Raw genomic sequence first — 17,207 nt, forward strand, 5'->3', positions numbered from 1 at the left:
ACATGAGTGATACGCGCCATCAAGACTGGGACCCGCGCGCCGCGAGCGTGCTGAAGGATCAGATCACCGCCTATGACGATATGCGGGGTCGCTGCCCAATGGCCTTCAGCGACTACCTGCAGTGGTCGCTGTTTCGCCATGCCGACGTGATGCGGGTGCTCGAGGATCACGACACCTTCAGCAATGCGGCCAGCCGTCATCTTTCGGTGCCCAATGCCATGGATCCGCCATCACACACGCACTTTCGACGCATTATCGAGCCCTATTTCGGCCCCGCGGCCATGGCCGAGTTCGCCCCACGCTGTCGGGCCATCGCCGAGGGGCTAGTGGACCGCCTTCCCCACGACGATGAGGTGGAGGCCATGGCCGAGATGGGCCAGGACTTCGCCCTGGAGATCCAGTGTGCCTTCATGGGCTGGCCGGCCACGCTGCACGAACCGCTGCGGGCCTGGGTGAAGCGTCAGCAGGCGGCCACCCTGGCCCAGGATCGCGAGGCGCTGGGGGTGCTGGCGCTGGAGTTCGATGGCGTGATCCGCGAACAGCTGACCAGCCGGCGTGCGGCCGGCGATGATGCTCCGGATGACGTCACCACCCGCATCATGAACGAGACCGTGGAGGGGCGTGCGCTGACCGATGAAGAAATCGTCAGCATCCTGCGCAACTGGACGGTGGGCGAACTCGGCACCATCTCGGCGAGCATCGGTATCCTGATGCGTTACCTGGCGGCGGATCCCGAGCTCCAGGGCCGGCTGCGTGCCGATCGTGGCCTGGTGTCGAGGGCCATCGACGAGATCCTGCGCATCGATGCACCGCTGATGTCCAACCGCCGCATCGCCACCCGGGCGGTGGAGATCGGTGGCCGGCGCCTCGAGGCCGGTGAGCGCCTGACGATCCTGTGGGGCTCGGTCAACCGCGACGAGTCGGTGTTCGAGGCGCCCGACGAGGTACGCCTGGATCGCGATTCGGGAGACAACCTGCTCTACGGGGCGGGAATCCACGTTTGCCCCGGCGCGCCGCTGGCGCGAATGGAGCTCGAGGACTTCATGAACGCGCTGCTCGACGCCACGGTCGATATCGGCCCGCTGCCGGGCCGCCCCGCGGTGCGCGCCCTCTATCCCGCCGGCGGCTACTCCGAGGTGCCCCTGCACGTGCGCCGCTAGCCGCCAGGGGCTCATATCCGCGAGGGCGGGTTACAGGCCAATGCGATGCGCCCGGTCGGTAAAGAAGATGCCACTGGGTGACTCGCTGTCGAGGCGCGTGACTTCTTCTAGGGTGTGGGTGTCGTAGATGACCACCCGGTCATTGTCCCGGGCCGAGACCCAGGCCTGCTCACCCTTGGGGGTGAACTCCATGTGCAGCACCGCCTCGCCCGGTTCCAGGGTGGCGATGACCTCGTGGGTTTCGGTATCGATGACCTGCACCACGTCATTGTCGGGGTGGGCGAAGTTCACCCAGACCTGGCGCTCGTCGGGACGACGCATCACGAAGATCGGCTGACCATGTACCGGGACCCGGTCGACCAGCGTCCAGTCGTCGCTGTCGGCGATCAGCACCTCGTGACGTCCCACCGCCGGTAGCCAGGCCTCGTCGCCGGCCAGGGTCCAGCCTTCCAGATGAGGCATCTTGTAGACCGGGAGACGCTCCTCGCCACGGCCGTAGTCGGGCAGGATGCGGCGAACACCGTCTTCCGGGTGCCAGAGATCGAGCAGTGCCAGGCCGTCTTCGCCGAACAGTCCGGCGATATAGTAGCGTCCATTCGGGCCGATCAGCGCATCGTAGGGCTTCTTGCCGATAGCGGGGAAGCGCGTTACCTCGGGCGTGTCGTCATGCATGTCGACCAGGTGGATCTCGCCGGCCTCGAACAGGCTGTAGACGAAGCGATTGCCGGGAGCATCCACCAGGCCTACCACCTTGGAGCGCTGCTGTTCGCCGCTGTCATCGACCCAGGTCGCCGGGATATCGGCGACTTCCTCCAGGCTCTCGCTGTCGAAGATCTTCACGCCGCCCGGCTCGTAGTTGGCTACCGCCACCAGGGAGCCGTCTTGAGAGACGGCGCCGCCGATGCTGTTGCCCGACTGGATCACCCGGTGGGTGATCTCGCCGGTGAGCAGGTCGACGCGGCTCAGGCCGCCGTCACGACCGAACACGAAGGCATGACGCGCGTCGCGGGAGAACTTCACCGAGGCGTGAGAGAGATCCCCGAGACCCTCGACACGCTCGAGGATGCGGCGTTCGCTGGTGTCTACCACCGCCAGGCTGCCGGTCGCGCGCTCCACGATCACGCCGAGGTCACCGGTACCACGCAGCTCGGCGGTGGGGGTGGCCTGACAGCCGGCCAGAAGGACGAGCAGCGAGACGGCAGCGAGGGGCTTGCGAAGAGCTGGGGGCATCATGGGCATGAAAGAGTCACTCATCCAGGGGGTTGTCGTTCTGCAGGTGATCGGCGATCCACCGGGCTTCCTGCTCGGTCAGCAGGCCGTCCCAGCCGGGCATGGCGGTACCCTTGACGCCGTCGAGGATCAGCGCTGCCAGGCCGTCGCGGCTATAGGCATTCATGCGCGATTCGGGCAGCGCCGGTCCCAGGCCACCGCGTAGCGTCATGCCGTGGCAGGAGCCGCAGTCCTGATAGAGCAGTGTCTCGAGTTCGGTCACACGCTCGGTGGAGAGCGGTGTCTCGGCCAGGGCGGCGAGCGGCAGCATGCAGCTCAGGGCCAGCAGCGAGAAGCGAAGGGTAAGTGGCAGCAATATGGCGACTCCTGAGGTGAGGGCTGACAAGAGTGTCCCCGCTCGGGCGTTGTGGTGCATTGATTGACGTCAACGAATGTCACCTATCACAGTGCTTATCAGTAAAACCTGGACGCCTCAATTTCTCTTTATGAGTAGCCTTCGTGTGCTTTGATGCAGATCAAAGTCTTCCCGGAAATTGGAGGAGGAAGCATTAAAGAAGCATGAATTATGCGCGTTATTGGGCCACTCTCTTCGCAGGAAGGTCATCGGCCAAGCGATGCCGGCTGGCCATCCGGCAAATGACAACAATGACTCGCCCATGTCCTGGCGACAGCGCATTCAAGGATCATGACAGAGGTGGAATGATGATGAAGAAAGACTGGTATCTCAAGCCCTTGGCAGTGGCGGTCACGACCGTCGCCCTGGGCATCACCGCGGCTTATGCCCAGGATGACAAGCAGGAACTCGACGAGACCCAGGCGGCCTATCAGGGCACCGAGTCGGCCGTGGATCCGGGCTCCGCCAAGGTGGTTCGCACCCCCGGTGCACCGGATCTGACCGATACGGAGTTCGAGCAGGCCAAGGAGATCTACTTCCAGCGCTGCGCCGGCTGTCATGGGGTGCTGCGCAAGGGCGCCACCGGCAAGCCGCTGACCACCGATATCACCCAGGAGCGGGGCCTCGAGTACCTCAAGACGTTTATCCACTACGGCTCCCCGGCCGGCATGCCCAACTGGGGTACCTCGGGTGACTTGACCGAGGACGAAGTGGAGCTGATGGCCAAGTACATCATGCACGAGCCGCCGCAGCCCCCCGAATTCGGCATGGCCGACATGAAGGATACCTGGGAAGTGCTGGTCGCCCCCGAGGATCGCCCCACCGAGCAGATGAACGACCTGGATATCGAGAACCTGTTCTCGGTCACCCTGCGTGACGCTGGCCAGATCGCCCTGATCGACGGCGAATCCAAGGAGATCGTCAAGATCCTCGACACCGGCTATGCGGTGCATATTTCACGCATGTCGGCCTCCGGTCGCTATATCTTCGTGATCGGCCGCGACGCCAAGATCGATATGGTCGATCTCTGGATGGAAGAGCCGAGCATCGTGGCCACCATCAAGATCGGCATGGAGGCGCGCTCCGTCGAGACCTCCAAGTTCGAGGGCTACGAGGACGACCTGGCGATCGCCGGTGCCTACTGGCCACCCCAGTACGTGATCATGGACGGCCACACCCTGGAGCCCAAGAAGATCGTGGCAACCCGCGGGATGACCGTCGGCGAGCAGGAGTACCATCCGGAGCCCCGTGTGGCGGCCATCGTGGGCTCCCACCAGCACCCCGAGTTCATCGTCAACATCAAGGAGACCGGCAAGGTCCGCCTGGTGAACTACGAGAACCTGGATGCGCTGTCCACCGTCGAGATCGACACCTCTCGCTTCCTGCACGATGGTGGCTGGGACGCCTCGGGCCGTTATTTCCTGACGGCGGCCAACGAGTCCAACCAGGTGGTGGTCATCGATGCTCAGGATCGCGACCTCGAGGCCATCGTCGATGTAGGCAAGATCCCGCACCCGGGGCGTGGCGCCAACTTCGAGGATCCCGAGCACGGTCCGGTCTGGGCCACCAGCCACCTGGGCGATGCCACCATCCAGATGATCGGTACCGACCCCGAAGGGCATCCGGACAGCGCCTGGCAGGTGGTGCGTACCCTGGAAGGTCAGGGCGGCGGCTCGCTGTTCATCAAGACCCACCCGGAATCCGACAATCTCTACGTCGATACCGCGCTCAACCCCAACGAGGCCATCAGCCAGAGCGTGGCGGTCTACGACATCAACGATCTGGAATCAGGCTTCGAGGTCCTGCCGATCGCCGAGTGGGCCGATGTCGGTGAGGGTCCCAAGCGTGTGGTCCAGCCCGAGTACAACCAGGCCGGCGACGAGGTGTGGTTCTCCGTGTGGAACACCATGGAAGACACCTCCGCGATCGTGGTGGTCGACGACGAGACTCGTGAGCTGAAGCACGTGATCAAGGACGAGCGTCTGGTCACACCGACCGGCAAGTTCAACGTGATCAACACTCAGAAAGACATCTACTGATCGGGAAACGGCGGCGGGCCATGCCCGCCGCCACCCACCGCAAGTGAGCTGTGCCGATGCATTGCCAAGTTCCGTATTGTCTCGCCCAGGACCTCGATACGCTGGATCGCCGCCTGATCGACAGCTATCAGCGGGGTCTGCCGGTCTGCATTCGCCCCTTCCACAGCATCGCCGAACGCCTGGGTTGCAATGAGGATGACGTCCTTGCTCGCCTCGAGCGCCTCCAGGCTATGGGCGTGCTGAGTCGAGTGGGCCCGGTGTTCGATCATGCCCGAGCCGGTGCCAGCCTGCTCGCCGCCGTGGCCGTGCCCGATGCCGAACGCGATGCCTTCGCAGAGCTCATCAACGCCGCTCCCGGCGTCAATCACAACTATGCCCGGGAGCATGACTTCAACCTCTGGTTCGTGATGACCGCACCGGATGAAGCCGAACTGGAGGCGCGCCTCGATGACCTCGAAGCGCGCCTGGGTGTGCCCATCCTGCGTCTGCCGATGCTGGAGGGCTACCATATCGATCTGTCATTTCCCATTCCCTGGGCCGAGCTGGAGCGCGCATGAAGACGACCGACGACCCGGGCCACGCCAACCCCGGCGCTGCTCTTTCCGTGTCCTCGAGAGACGCCGAACGCCGTCTGCGCGGCCTGCTCGAGAAGGGCCTGCCGCTGGCATCGCGCCCCTGGCAGGCCCTGGCCGAGCAGGCCGGCATGAGCGAGGAGCAGGTGATGGCCTGCGTACGCCGCTGGCAGGCCGATGGCATGATCAAGCGCCTGGGGCTGGTGGTAAAGCACCGCCGCCTGGGCATCCAGGCCAACGCCATGGTGGTCTGGAACGTACCCGATGCGCGAGTCGCCGAGGTGGGCCGACGCCTGGCCCACGAGACCGCCGTCACGCTCTGCTACCGCCGCCCCCGACGCCTGCCGGACTGGCCCTATAACCTGTTCAGCATGATCCATGGCACCCGCCGCGAGCGGGTCGAGGCGGAACTTGCCGCCATGATCGAGCGACAGGGTCTCGAGGACCTGGAGCACCGCATGCTGTTCAGCACCCAGGCCTATCGCCAGTGCGGTGGCCGCTATGTGGGCGAGGGGGTGGCATGACGCTCGATGACCTGGATGCCGTCGACCGCCTGTTGATCAACCGTCTTCAGGATGGCCTGCCACTGGTGGCACGCCCCTACGCAACGGTGGCCGAGGAGCTGGGCATTGCCGAGGGTGATCTCCTCTACCGGCTGGAACGGCTGCGGGAAGCCGGCGTGCTGAGTCGATTCGGGCCCATGTATCACGCCGAGCGCCTGGGCGGCGGCCTGACCCTGGCCGCGCTGGCGGTGCCCGAGCCTCGCTATGACGAGGTCGTCGAGACGGTCAACGCCTTTCCCGAGGTAGCCCACAATTACCGCCGTGAACATGAACTCAACATGTGGTTCGTGCTGGCCACCGAGACGCCGCAGCGCATCGCCGAGACCATCGCCGGCATCGAGGCGGCCACCGGCCTGCCGGTCTTCAACATGCCCAAGGAGGAGGAGTTCCATGTCCGTCTCCACCTGCCCGTCTAGTTCAACCTCGGTCGAGGAAGGGCTCGACGCCGCCGATCGCGCCATCGTGCTGGCCACCCAGTCCGGGTTGCCCCTGGTTCCCGACCCCTGGGGCGCCGTGGGTCGCGAGGTGGGCCTGAGCGGGACGGAGGTGCTCGAGCGCATGCGGGCCATGCAGGCAAGCGGGGTGATCCGCCGGGTCGCGGCGGTGCCCAATCACTACCGGCTCGGCTATGTGGCCAACGGCATGACGGTGTGGGACGTCGATGACGCCGAGGTCGAGCGCCTGGGCCGGGAGGTGGCCGCCATCGAGGGCGTCAGCCATTGCTACCGTCGCCCGCGGCACCTGCCGAGCTGGCCCTACAACCTGTTCGCGATGCTGCATGGGCGCAGCCGGGAAGAGGTCGAGCGCCAGGCCGAGGTGCTTCGCGAGCGCCTGGGGGGAGCCTGTCGAGGCCATCGTATTCTCTACAGTTCGCGCATCCTCAAGAAGACCGGACTACGCCTGACCGGCAGTCGGCCGGGTGATACCCCCACGGATTCCGGTCGTCGAGGCTGAGCCGCGCTTGCCACTGCGACTCAGCACAGTATTTCTCAGCAGGAGAACGCCATGTTTCGCGTCACCCGCTATATCAAGAGCCTGATGGAGCCGGGCCCCCAGGGTCATGCCGCTAGAGAGTCGGCGCGCCAGCCGCCTGGCCCGGTGGTAATCTGGAACCTGATCCGGCGCTGTAACCTGACCTGCAAGCACTGCTATACCACCTCGGCCGATATCGACTTCGCCGGTGAGCTCTCCAACGCCGAGGCCCATGCGGTGCTCGACGACCTGAGCGCCTTTCGGGTGCCGGCACTGATTCTCTCCGGCGGCGAGCCACTGATGCGCCCGGATATCTTCGAGCTATCACATCGTTCCCGGGAACTGGGGATCTACACCGGGCTCTCGACCAACGGGACCCTGATCACCGAGGATAATATCGACGCCATTGCCGACGTGGGCTATGACTATGTGGGCATCAGCATCGACGGCCTCGAGGAGACCCACGACATCATCCGCCAGCGCCAGGGCGCCTTTCGTGAATCCATGCATGCGGTCAAGCTGTGCAAGGAGCGTGGCATCAAGGTAGGGCTGCGCTTTACCCTGACTCGTGAAAATTACGAGCAGCTCGGCGATATATTGGCGCTGCTTGATGAGCACGACGTCGACAAGTTCTACCTCTCGCATCTCAACTACGGCGGTCGTGGTCGGCGTCACAGCAAGCAGGATGCCTGGCATCGCATGACTCGCGACGCCATGACGCGGCTGTTCGACCACTGTCGCGATGAGCTCGAACGTGGCGTCGAGCGCGAATACGTGACCGGCAACAACGATGCCGACGGTCCCTTCCTGTTGATGTGGGCCCGTGAACACTTCCCCGAACAGGCCGCGGGCCTGGAGCAGCGACTGCTCGACTGGGGAGGCAACGCCTCCGGTGAGCGCATCGCCAATATCGACAATCTGGGTCATGTGCACCCCGACACCTTCTGGTGGGACCACGATCTGGGCAGCGTCCGGGAGCGCCCCTTCTCCGCGATCTGGCGTGACACCCAGGATCCCCTGATGGTCGGCTTCCGTCAGCGTCCGCGACCGCTCAAGGGCCGCTGCGCCGAGTGCCACTACCTGTCGATCTGCAACGGCAATACGCGGGTGCGCGCCTGGAAGGTCACCGGTGATCCCTGGGAAGAGGATCCTGGTTGCTATCTGACCAACGCCGAGATCGGCGTTGCCGAGGAGGGTGAACGCCGGGTGGCGGCGCCCTATGAGGCCATCCAGGCCGTCGAGATCAGTTGAGGCCTGAGAGGAGTATCGCCATGCCGTCACACCGTGTTTCCTATGACCTGGCCGAGGCGCCGTTGGCGCCCGGCGAAGTGACCATCATCGGCGCCGGCCCCGGTGATCCCGGACTGCTGACCCTGCGGGCCCTGTCGCTGATCGAGCAGGCCGATTGTCTGGTCTACGACCGACTGGTCTCCCGCGAGGTGCTCGCCCTGGCGAGCCCGAGGGCCCGGCGCTTCTATGTAGGCAAGGCGTCGCGCTGTCATGCCTTGACTCAGGATGAGACCAACGCCCTGCTGGTGCGTCTGTCCCGCGAGGGCCGGCGGGTGGTGCGCCTCAAGGGCGGTGATCCCTATATCTTCGGCCGCGGCGGTGAGGAAGCCGAAGTGCTGATCGACCACGGCGTGAGCTTCCGCGTCGTGCCGGGCATTACCTCCGCCCAGGGATGTGCCGCCTATGGCGGTTTCCCGCTGACGCATCGCGATCATGCCCAGAGCGTCACCTTCGTCACCGGCCACTGCAAGGGAGATGGCGACCTGGCCCTGAACTGGGCCTCCCTGGCCGCTCCGCACCAGACGACGGTATTTTACATGGGGCTGGCCAACGCCGAGCGGATCCGTACCGAACTGCAGCGCCATGGCCTGCCGGCCGGGCATCCGGTGGCCCTGGTGGAGCGCGGTACCACTCCGGAGCAGCGCCAGGTGATCACCTGCCTGGGGGAGCTGGTCGAGACCATCGAGCGGGAAGCCCTGAAGCCACCCACCCTGATCGTGGTGGGAGATGTGGTGCGCCTGGCCGGAACCCTGGCTCAGCCTGCGCCGGAGGAGGCCGCCTTTATCGAGGATGTCGTCCTGGAGCGGGTGGCCCTGTGATGCCTGATACACGATTCGCCATGTCATCGAGGCTCCTGCTCCTGTTGGCGGCGGGGCTGGCGGCGGGCCTGATGCTGCTCCCCTCGGCCGCGTCGGCCGAGCCGGCACCGCCGGCCGAGACGCTCTATCAGACCCACTGTGCGTCCTGCCATGGAGAGAGCCGTCTGGGGGGGATCGGGCCGGCACTGCTGCCCGGCAACCTCTCGCGCCTCGAGCCGGCGGCCGCCGAGGGAGTCATTCGCGACGGCCGTGCCGCCAGCCAGATGCCCGGTTTCGCGGACCAGCTGGACGAGGAGCAGGTCTCCGACCTGGCCGAGTGGCTCTATCGCGCGCCGGACGAGGAACCCATCTGGGGGCGCGACGAGATCCTGGCCAGCCAGGTGGTGCATCACCGCGATGGCAGCCTGCCGGACACGCCGCGTTTCGACGCCGACCCGCTCAATCTCTTTATCGTGGTGGAGACCGGCGACCATCACGCCACCCTGCTCGACGGCGATACCTTCGAGCCGATTCATCGTTTCGAGACCCGCTATGCCCTGCACGGCGGGCCCAAGTACACCCCCGACGGCCGCCATGTCTTCTTCGGCTCCCGGGACGGCTGGATCACCAAGTACGATATCTACAACATGGAGGTGGTGGCCGAGGTGCGTGCCGGCATCAACATGCGCAATATCGCCGTGTCCGGCGATGGCCGCTACGTGATGGCCGCCAACTACCTTCCCCACAGCCTGGTGCTGTTCGACGCTCACAACCTCGACCTGATGAAGGTCTATCCGGCGCAGGGCGAGAGCGGTGAGAGCTCACGGGTCAGCGCCGTCTATGCCGCCCCGCCACGGGGCAGCTTTATTGCCGCGCTGAAGGATATCGAGGAGGTGTGGGAAATTCCCTGGCCACTGCCCACCGAACCGGTGGTCTCCACCGGCCATATGGCGACCCCGCTGGCGCCGCAGCGCCACCACGACACGCCCAATTTCCGGGTGCGGCGCATCCCGGTACCGGACTACCTCGACGACTTCTTCTTCGACCTCGACTACGCCCACGTCATCGGTGCCTCCCGGGGAGGAGAGAGTGACGGCCAGGGCGGCATGGTGGTCAACCTGGACAGCGGCGAGAAGGTGGCCGACCTGCCCCTGGAGGGGATGCCGCATCTCGGCTCGGGTATCACCTGGGAGCACGAGGGGCGCCGGGTCATGGCGACGCCTCATCTCACCCGGGCGGCGGTATCGATCATCGACATGACCACCTGGGAGGTGATCAAGACCCTGGAAACCGACGGTCCCGGCTTCTTCATGCGCAGCCATGCCAACTCGCCCTATGTCTGGGCGGATGTCTTCTTCGGCCCTCATCGTGACCGGGTCCATGTCATCGACAAGGCGAGCCTCGAAATCGTCGAAACCCTGATCCCCGAACCCGGCAAGACCGCCGCCCACGTGGAGTTCGACCGCTACGGCGAGAAACTGCTGCTCAGCCTGTGGGAAGATGATGGCGCGGTCATCGTCTATGACGCCGAGAGCCTCGAGGAGGAGAAGCGCATCCCCATGAGCAAGCCCTCGGGCAAGTACAACGTCTGGAACAAGACCCGCTATGAAGAGGGCACCAGCCACTGAGTAGAAAAGCCGTCATTCCTTGCTGCGCTTGATATCCTGGCCGCCGGCGGTCAGCCTCTCTTCGCTCGCGATAGGAATGAACGGCCTTTCTCATAAGAAGTATTTTTGATACCTGTCATGGAAGTCGCGAGCTCGTCGGCGCACAATGGTTCTATCCAAGCGTCTTGACCGGGGTATCGTGACATGACCTTCTCCCGCACTAGCCAGATCGCCGCCGCGCCGACATCGCTGCCCGTGGCGCGCCTGGCCTTTCGCCCCTTCTTCCTGCTCGCCGCGCTGTTCAGCATTCTCTCTCTGGTGGTGTGGTTCGCCTTCTGGCACGGCGATATCCTGCTGCGACCCCAGGGGGGGCTGATGTTCTGGCACCAGCACGAGATGCTGTTCGGCTTTGCCGCCGCCGTGGTGACCGGATTTCTGCTGACCGCGGTACAGAACTGGACGGGGCTGCCCAGCCTGAAGGGCGGCCCGCTGCTGGGGCTGGTCGCCCTGTGGCTTGCGGGGCGTGTCCTGATGGCCTTCCCCCTTGGCTTGCCGGGGTGGCTGGTGGCGGCGGTGGACCTCGCCTTTGTGCCGCTGGTGGCGGCGGTGATGGCGAGCCTGGTGATTCGCGCCCGGCGTTGGCGAAACCTGGTCTTCCTGCCGGCCCTGGGGCTTCTGACCCTGGCCAACCTGCTGATGCATCTGGGGGTGCTGGTCGGCAAGGCGGAGCTTATCCGGCCGGCCGCCCATCTGGCGGTATTGCTGATCACGCTGCTGATGGTGGTGGTGGGCGGTCGGGTGATCGCCATGTTCACCGCCAACCGGCTGGGGCTGACGCGCAAGGCCCCGATTCCGATACTCGAGACGCTGAGTCTGGGCAGCGTAATGGCGGTGGTGGCGAGCCAGCTGCTTATTGTCCTGGGAGCCCCGCTGCCGACATGGCTGCTGGCGGGGCTGATGGGGCTTTCGGCCCTGGCCAACGCCGTGCGCCTGTCGCGCTGGGGTGGCCAGCACAGCTGGCGCGAGCCGCTGCTCTGGGGGCTGCATCTGAGCTATGCCTGCATTCCGCTGGGGCTCGCCATGTGGGCCCTGGCGCTGCTCGCCGGCAGCCGCGCCGATGCCGCGCTGCACGCCCTGACCATCGGTGGCATGGGCACCATGATGCTGTCGATGATGGCGCGGGTGTCGCTGGGGCATACGGCACGCCCCATTCGCACCCTGCCCGGCATCGGTGTGGCCCTGGGGCTGATGGTCGCCGCCGCGCTGCTGCGCTCACCGGTGCTGGTGATGTTTCCGCAGATTACTCACTGGACCTATAACCTGGGAATTATCTTCTGGTGTCTGGCCTACGGTGTCTTCCTGTTTCACTATACGGGGCCGCTGCTGTCGCCGCGTGCCGATGGCAAGGACGGCTAACCCGAGACAAGGAACCCCTCGTGATGGAGTACTATCTGGCGATCAAGCACCTGCATATCACCGCCGCTACCCTGAGCATCCTCTTCTTCATGCTGAGGGCCTTCTGGTCGGTGCGCGAGGCTCCGGTGCTCCAGGCTCGCTGGGTCAGGATCGCCCCCCACGTCATCGATACCCTGCTGCTGACACTGGGTGTGGTGCTGATGGTGATGCTCTCGCTGTGGCCCCATCAGCATCCCTGGCTCGCCGCCAAGCTTATTGCCCTGCTGGCCTATATCGGCCTGGGAACGCTGGCCATCAAGCGTGGGCGAAGCACGGCCGTTCGCGGTACGGCCGCCGTGGCGGCGGTGCTCGTCTTCCTGTACATGGTGGGGGCGGCCATCCGCCACAGCGCCCTCTCCTGGCTGGCGTAATTCCCCTGGCCCGACGTGACGTCAGGGCGATCGATTGACCTATACTGACGCCACATTCGTCATATTCATTCGCGGTAAGGAGCCTGGAATGTCGAAACAGAATCTTCCCTCCGGTGCCGGCCAGGTGGCCGAACAGTTCCCCGAGGTGTGGGATGCCTACGCCGAGCTGGGCAAGGCCTGTGCCGAGAGCGGCCCCCTGGATGCCCGCACGCGCCGACTGGTCAAGCTGGCCCTGGCCGTGGGGGCGCGCTCCGAAGGAGCCGTGCATTCCCATGCTCGCCGAGCCCTGGAGGAAGGCGAAACCCACGACGCTCTCAAGCAGGTGGCCATGCTGTCGATCCCCACACTGGGTCTTCCTCGTGGCGTCGCCGCCCTCACCTGGATCGAGGATATTACCGAGTCCTGATCGATAGCCGCCGGCGTGAGGCCACGGCGAAAAGCGTTTAATCACCGAATGGCGACGAGTCTCCAGGGTCTGCTAGTTTCGAGTCTGCTGTATCCGCAACGCTCGACATAACAGACTCTGGAGTCTTTTTATGCGCTACAACAACAAGATGCTCTTATCCCTGCCGGCGGTGGCGCTCGGCATGGGGCTCGCCGCCAACGCCTCGGCCGCCACCCTGGACGAGGTGCAGGAGCGGGGCGAGCTGCGCTGTGGGGTCAACGTCGGCCTCTCGGGCTTCTCTTCCCCCGACGAAGACGGCACCTGGCAGGGGCTCGATGTCGAGACCTGCCGCGGTATCGCCGCGGCGGTACTGGGTGACTCGGAGGCGGTCTCCTTTACCCCGTTGACCGCCAAGGAACGCTTCACCGCCCTGCAGTCCGGCGAGATCGATGTGCTCTCGCGTAACACCACCTGGACCGCGACCCGGGATAACTCCCTGGGTCTCAACTTCACCGCCACTACCTTCTATGACGGCCAGGGCTTCATGGTGGCCAAGGACCTGGGGATCGAGAGCCTCGAGGAATTCGACGGTGCCTCCATGTGCATCCAGTCCGGCACCACCCATGAGCTCAACCTGGCGGATTACTTCCCCTCCCGCGATATCGAGATCCAGACCGTCACCTTCGACACCCCCGACCAGACCGCCCAGGGCTTTTCCAGCGGCCGCTGCGATATCCTGACCTCCGATACTTCCCAGCTCAGTGCGCTGCGCCTGCAGCTGCCCGAGCCGGATAGCGTCGAGATTCTCGAAACGTTGATCTCCAAGGAGCCGCTCGGCCCCGTGGTACGCCAGGGGGATGATCAGTGGCTGGATATCGTCCAGTGGTCGATCTTCGCCATGGTCAATGCCGAGGAGCTCGGGGTGACCTCGGAGAATGTCGACGACATGCAGTCCGACCCGCCCAACCCCCAGGTGGCACGCCTGCTGGGCGTCGATGGCGACTATGGCGAACAGCTCGGCATCAGCGATGACTGGGCCTACAATATCGTCAAGCATGTCGGCAACTATGGTGAGGTGTTCGCCAGCACCGTGGGCGAGGATTCCCCCATGCAGATCAGTCGCGGCATGAACGCGCTGTGGAACGAGGGCGGGATCCTCTACGCACCGCCGGTCCGCTGACCCACCCTGAACGTCCAATGACCGGGCACCACGCATGGCAACAGGCGTGGTGCCGTTTCGGGTACGTCTGCGAGGCTTGATATGCTGCGATCTTCCTCTCGGGAGCGGGGGCCGCTATGGCGTGACCCCACCTTCCGCGCCCTGCTGGTGCAGGGCCTCTTGCTGCTGGCGTTGGGGGTGTTGATTGTCGTGGTGGTGTCCAACACCATGGCCAACCTCGAGGCCCGCGGGATCACTACCGGCTTCGGCTTCCTCCAGGATCGGGCCGGCTTCACCATTCCCCAGACCCTGATCGACTATTCCGGCGACAGCACCTACGCGCGCACCTTCGTGGTCGGGCTGCTCAATACCCTGCTGGTCTCCGCCCTGGGCGTCGTGGCGGCCACCCTGATCGGCTTCCTGGTGGGCATTGCCCGGTTGTCGCCCAACTGGCTGCTGGCCCGACTGGCCGCCGCCTACGTGGAGATATTCCGCAATATTCCGCTGCTGGTGCAGATTCTTTTCTGGTACTTCGCCGTGCTGCAGGCCCTGCCCAGCCCACGCAACAGTCATTCCCTGTTCGAGACCGTCTTTCTCAACGTGCGCGGCGTGGTGTTGCCCGACCCGCAGCCCCTGGAAGGCTTCGCCGCCACGCCCTGGGCGTTGCTGCTTGCGGTGCTCATCACCTGGTGGCTGGTGCGTTTCTCCCGGCGCCGCCAGGCCGGCACCGGCCGGCCGCTGCCGGTATTCAAGCTGGGGGCCTTGCTGCTGATCGGCCTGCCGCTGGTCACGTTTCTGGTCACCGGCATGCCGCTGGAGTGGTCGATTCCCGCGCTCAAGGGCTTCAACTTCCAGGGTGGCGTGACGGTGCTGCCCGAGCTGATGGCGCTGTGGCTGGCGCTCTCCATCTATACCGCCTCCTTCATTGCCGAGATCGTGCGTTCGGGTATCCAGTCGGTGCCCCAGGGGCAGGTGGAGGCGGCCAAGGCGCTGAGCCTGCCGGGCGGCATCATCCTGCGCAAGGTGGTGATCCCCCAGGCGATGCGGGTGATCATTCCGCAGCTCACCAGCCAGCACCTCAACCTGATCAAGAACTCATCGCTGGCCACGGCGATCGGCTATCCCGATCTGGTCGCCGTATTTTCCGGCACCGCGCTGAACCAGACCGGTCAGGCCATCGAAATCGTCGCCATGACCATGGCCGTTTATCTGCTGATCAACCTCGTGGTGTCCGCGCTGATGAACCTCTACAACGCCCGTACCCTGCTCAAGGAGCGGTGACATGCAACCGACCTCGACGCGAACCGAGATGATTCCCGAGCGGCGTGCGCCCGACATGAGCCGCGGCGCCGTGGGCTGGCTGCGTGCCAATCTCTTCAATACGCCACTCAACGGTGCGGTGACGCTGGTGACCGTGGCGCTGCTGGCCTGGCTGCTGTGGCCGGCGCTGCAGTGGGCCGTGATCCAGGCCGACTGGCTGGGCAATTCCCGTGAGGCGTGTAGCGGCGAGGGGGCCTGCTGGGTCTTTATCAGCGCACGCTTCGAGACCATCATCTACGGCTTCTATCCCGAGAGCGAACGCTGGCGGGTGGACCTGGTGTTCCTGCTGATGGCGGCGCTGGTCGCCTGGCTGGCCATTCCCCGGCTGCCCGCCAAGCGCTGGGTGGGGCTGTTTGCCCTGGTGGGCTTCCCGGCCATCGCCTTCATCCTGCTGGTAGGGGGCAGTTTCGGCCTCGAGCATGTGCCGACCCGCAGCTGGGGCGGGGTGATGCTGACCCTGACCATCGCGACCGTGGGCATCGTCGGCTCATTGCCCATCGGGGTGGTGCTGGCACTGGGAAGGCGTTCGAAGATGCCGCTGGTGCGCGGCTTCAGCGTGGTGTTCATCGAGTTCTGGCGCGGTGTGCCCCTGATCACCGTGCTGTTCATGGCCTCGGTGATGCTGCCGTTGTTCGTGCCTACCCAGGTGGAGTTCGACAAGCTGCTGCGTGCCCTGGTGGGCATCATGCTGTTCTGGAGCGCCTACATGGCCGAGGTCGTGCGCGGTGGCCTGCAGGCGATTCCTCGCGGCCAGGAGGAGGCCGCCAAGGCGCTGGGCATGGGCTACTGGCAGCGCACGGCACTGATCGTGCTGCCCCAGGCGCTCAAGCTGGTCATTCCCGGCATCGTCAACACCTTCATCGCCCTGTTCAAGGACACCTCGCTGGTGCTGATCATCGGCCTCTTCGACCTCCTGGCGATCATCCGAGCGGGGTTGACCGACAGCGAATGGCTGGGCTTCGCCTCCGAGGGCTATGTCTTCGCCGCCCTGATGTTCTGGGTGTTCTGCTTCAGCATGTCGCGCTACAGCCAGTATATCGAACGGCGCCTGCATACCGGCCACCGTAACTGACCACAAGGAATCGACCCGTCATGAACCAGGCAAATGCCGCCCAGGCCGACTCACCGATGATCGAGATCGCCGGGCTCAACAAGTGGTACGGCGACTTTCATGTGCTGCGCGACATCGACCTGACGGTGGCCAGCGGCGAGCGTATCGTCATCTGTGGGCCCTCGGGCTCGGGTAAGTCGACCCTGATTCGCTGCATCAACCACCTGGAGGAGCACCAGGAGGGGCGTATCGTGGTCAATGGCGTTCCCATGACCCGGGACGTGAAGCGGATCGAGCAGATTCGCCGCCACGTGGGAATGGTGTTCCAGCACTTCAATCTCTTTCCCCATCTGAGCGTGCTGGACAACTGCTGCATCTCCCAGACCTGGGTACAGAAGAAACCCCGCGCCGACGCCCAGCGTACGGCGAAGGAGATTCTCGAGCGCGTACAGATCGCCGATCAGGCCCACAAGTATCCGGGGCAGCTGTCCGGCGGCCAGCAGCAGCGGGTCGCCATCGCCCGGGCGCTCTGCATGCAGCCCGAGGTCATGCTCTTCGATGAGCCGACCTCGGCCCTCGATCCCGAGATGATCAAGGAGGTGCTCGACGTGATGGTTGAGCTGGCCCGAGAAGGCATGACCATGCTGTGTGTGACCCACGAGATGGGATTCGCCAAGACCGTCGCCGACCGGGTGATCTTCATGGACCAGGGGCAGATCATCGAGCAGGCGCCTCCCGAACGCTTCTTCAACCATCCGCAGTCCGAGCGCACTCAGCTGTTTCTCAGTCAGATTCTCGGGCACTGAACAGGCGAGGCTGTGCTAGGCTTGTCGATAAGCCGG

18 protein-coding genes are annotated in these 17,207 nt (G+C 64.9%); 16 read left to right on the forward strand and 2 right to left on the reverse strand.

The window, feature by feature from the left end:
• The first annotated feature begins 2 nt into the window (after positions 1–2).
• A complete protein-coding gene (locus Q358_RS0102685; RefSeq protein ID WP_027960633.1) occupies positions 3–1,160 on the forward strand; it encodes a cytochrome P450 in 1,158 nt (385 codons plus the stop codon).
• A 30-nt stretch (positions 1,161–1,190) separates the two neighbouring features.
• Here Q358_RS0102685 and Q358_RS0102690 read toward each other — a convergent pair whose 3' ends face one another.
• Together Q358_RS0102690 and Q358_RS0102695 are read right to left on the reverse strand one after the other, a co-directional pair.
• Positions 1,191–2,399, reverse strand: a complete 1,209-nt coding sequence (locus Q358_RS0102690; RefSeq protein ID WP_281172953.1) for a cytochrome D1 domain-containing protein — start codon at positions 2,397–2,399, stop codon at positions 1,191–1,193.
• A gap of 7 nt (positions 2,400–2,406) precedes the next feature.
• The gene (locus tag Q358_RS0102695; RefSeq protein ID WP_245598259.1) at positions 2,407–2,745 is read right to left on the reverse strand and encodes a c-type cytochrome; all 339 of its coding nucleotides are present in this window, start codon (positions 2,743–2,745) and stop codon (positions 2,407–2,409) included.
• Positions 2,746–3,089: 344 nt separating this feature from the next.
• Here Q358_RS0102695 and Q358_RS0102700 point away from each other — a divergent pair, with 344 nt between their 5' ends.
• The 15 genes from Q358_RS0102700 (at position 3,090) to Q358_RS0102770 (ending at position 17,171) form a co-directional block, all read left to right on the forward strand.
• On the forward strand, positions 3,090–4,823 hold the full coding sequence (locus tag Q358_RS0102700; RefSeq protein WP_273142382.1) for a nitrite reductase: 1,734 nt from the start codon (positions 3,090–3,092) through the stop codon (positions 4,821–4,823).
• 56 nt (positions 4,824–4,879) lie between these two features.
• Positions 4,880–5,380 (forward strand): AsnC family transcriptional regulator, encoded by a 501-nt coding sequence (locus tag Q358_RS0102705; protein WP_051530139.1) that lies wholly within the window; start codon positions 4,880–4,882, stop codon positions 5,378–5,380.
• A complete protein-coding gene (ahbB, locus tag Q358_RS0102710; RefSeq protein WP_051530140.1) occupies positions 5,377–5,919 on the forward strand; it encodes a siroheme decarboxylase subunit beta in 543 nt (180 codons plus the stop codon). Before Q358_RS0102705 ends, ahbB (Q358_RS0102710) begins: the two co-directional genes overlap by 4 nt.
• Positions 5,916–6,374 carry an Lrp/AsnC family transcriptional regulator gene (locus Q358_RS0102715; protein ID WP_245598260.1) on the forward strand — a complete coding sequence of 153 codons (459 nt, stop codon included), beginning with the start codon at positions 5,916–5,918 and terminating at the stop codon, positions 6,372–6,374. The genes ahbB (Q358_RS0102710) and Q358_RS0102715 overlap by 4 nt, the downstream gene beginning before the upstream one ends.
• On the forward strand, positions 6,349–6,912 hold the full coding sequence (ahbB, locus tag Q358_RS16390) for a siroheme decarboxylase subunit beta (RefSeq protein ID WP_051530141.1): 564 nt from the start codon (positions 6,349–6,351) through the stop codon (positions 6,910–6,912). Before Q358_RS0102715 ends, ahbB (Q358_RS16390) begins: the two co-directional genes overlap by 26 nt.
• Positions 6,913–6,963: 51 nt before the next feature.
• Positions 6,964–8,181 carry a heme d1 biosynthesis radical SAM protein NirJ gene (gene nirJ / locus Q358_RS0102725; RefSeq protein ID WP_027960640.1) on the forward strand — a complete coding sequence of 406 codons (1,218 nt, stop codon included), beginning with the start codon at positions 6,964–6,966 and terminating at the stop codon, positions 8,179–8,181.
• Positions 8,182–8,201: 20 nt separating this feature from the next.
• Positions 8,202–9,038, forward strand: a complete 837-nt coding sequence (gene cobA, locus Q358_RS16395) for a uroporphyrinogen-III C-methyltransferase (protein WP_084286420.1) — start codon at positions 8,202–8,204, stop codon at positions 9,036–9,038.
• A 20-nt stretch (positions 9,039–9,058) separates the two neighbouring features.
• A complete protein-coding gene (locus tag Q358_RS0102735; protein ID WP_027960641.1) occupies positions 9,059–10,645 on the forward strand; it encodes a nitrite reductase in 1,587 nt (528 codons plus the stop codon).
• A gap of 183 nt (positions 10,646–10,828) precedes the next feature.
• On the forward strand, positions 10,829–12,040 hold the full coding sequence (locus Q358_RS0102740) for an NnrS family protein (RefSeq protein WP_027960642.1): 1,212 nt from the start codon (positions 10,829–10,831) through the stop codon (positions 12,038–12,040).
• Positions 12,041–12,063: 23 nt separating this feature from the next.
• Positions 12,064–12,450 (forward strand): SirB2 family protein, encoded by a 387-nt coding sequence (locus Q358_RS0102745; protein ID WP_027960643.1) that lies wholly within the window; start codon positions 12,064–12,066, stop codon positions 12,448–12,450.
• 88 nt (positions 12,451–12,538) lie between these two features.
• Entirely contained in the window at positions 12,539–12,856 is a 318-nt protein-coding gene (locus Q358_RS0102750; protein WP_027960644.1) for a carboxymuconolactone decarboxylase family protein, read from the forward strand.
• 130 nt (positions 12,857–12,986) lie between these two features.
• Entirely contained in the window at positions 12,987–14,015 is a 1,029-nt protein-coding gene (locus Q358_RS0102755) for an amino acid ABC transporter substrate-binding protein (protein ID WP_027960645.1), read from the forward strand.
• Between the two features lie 81 nt (positions 14,016–14,096).
• Positions 14,097–15,275, forward strand: a complete 1,179-nt coding sequence (locus tag Q358_RS0102760; RefSeq protein ID WP_027960646.1) for an amino acid ABC transporter permease — start codon at positions 14,097–14,099, stop codon at positions 15,273–15,275.
• Position 15,276: 1 nt separating this feature from the next.
• Complete coding sequence (locus Q358_RS0102765) at positions 15,277–16,386, forward strand: amino acid ABC transporter permease (RefSeq protein WP_027960647.1); 1,110 nt, start codon at positions 15,277–15,279, stop codon at positions 16,384–16,386.
• A 56-nt stretch (positions 16,387–16,442) separates the two neighbouring features.
• Complete coding sequence (locus Q358_RS0102770; protein WP_043487586.1) at positions 16,443–17,171, forward strand: amino acid ABC transporter ATP-binding protein; 729 nt, start codon at positions 16,443–16,445, stop codon at positions 17,169–17,171.
• The last annotated feature ends 36 nt before the right edge of the window (positions 17,172–17,207 follow it).

Origin of the sequence: Halomonas halodenitrificans DSM 735, from assembly GCF_000620045.1 — a bacterium.
GTDB lineage: Bacteria > Pseudomonadota > Gammaproteobacteria > Pseudomonadales > Halomonadaceae > Halomonas > Halomonas halodenitrificans.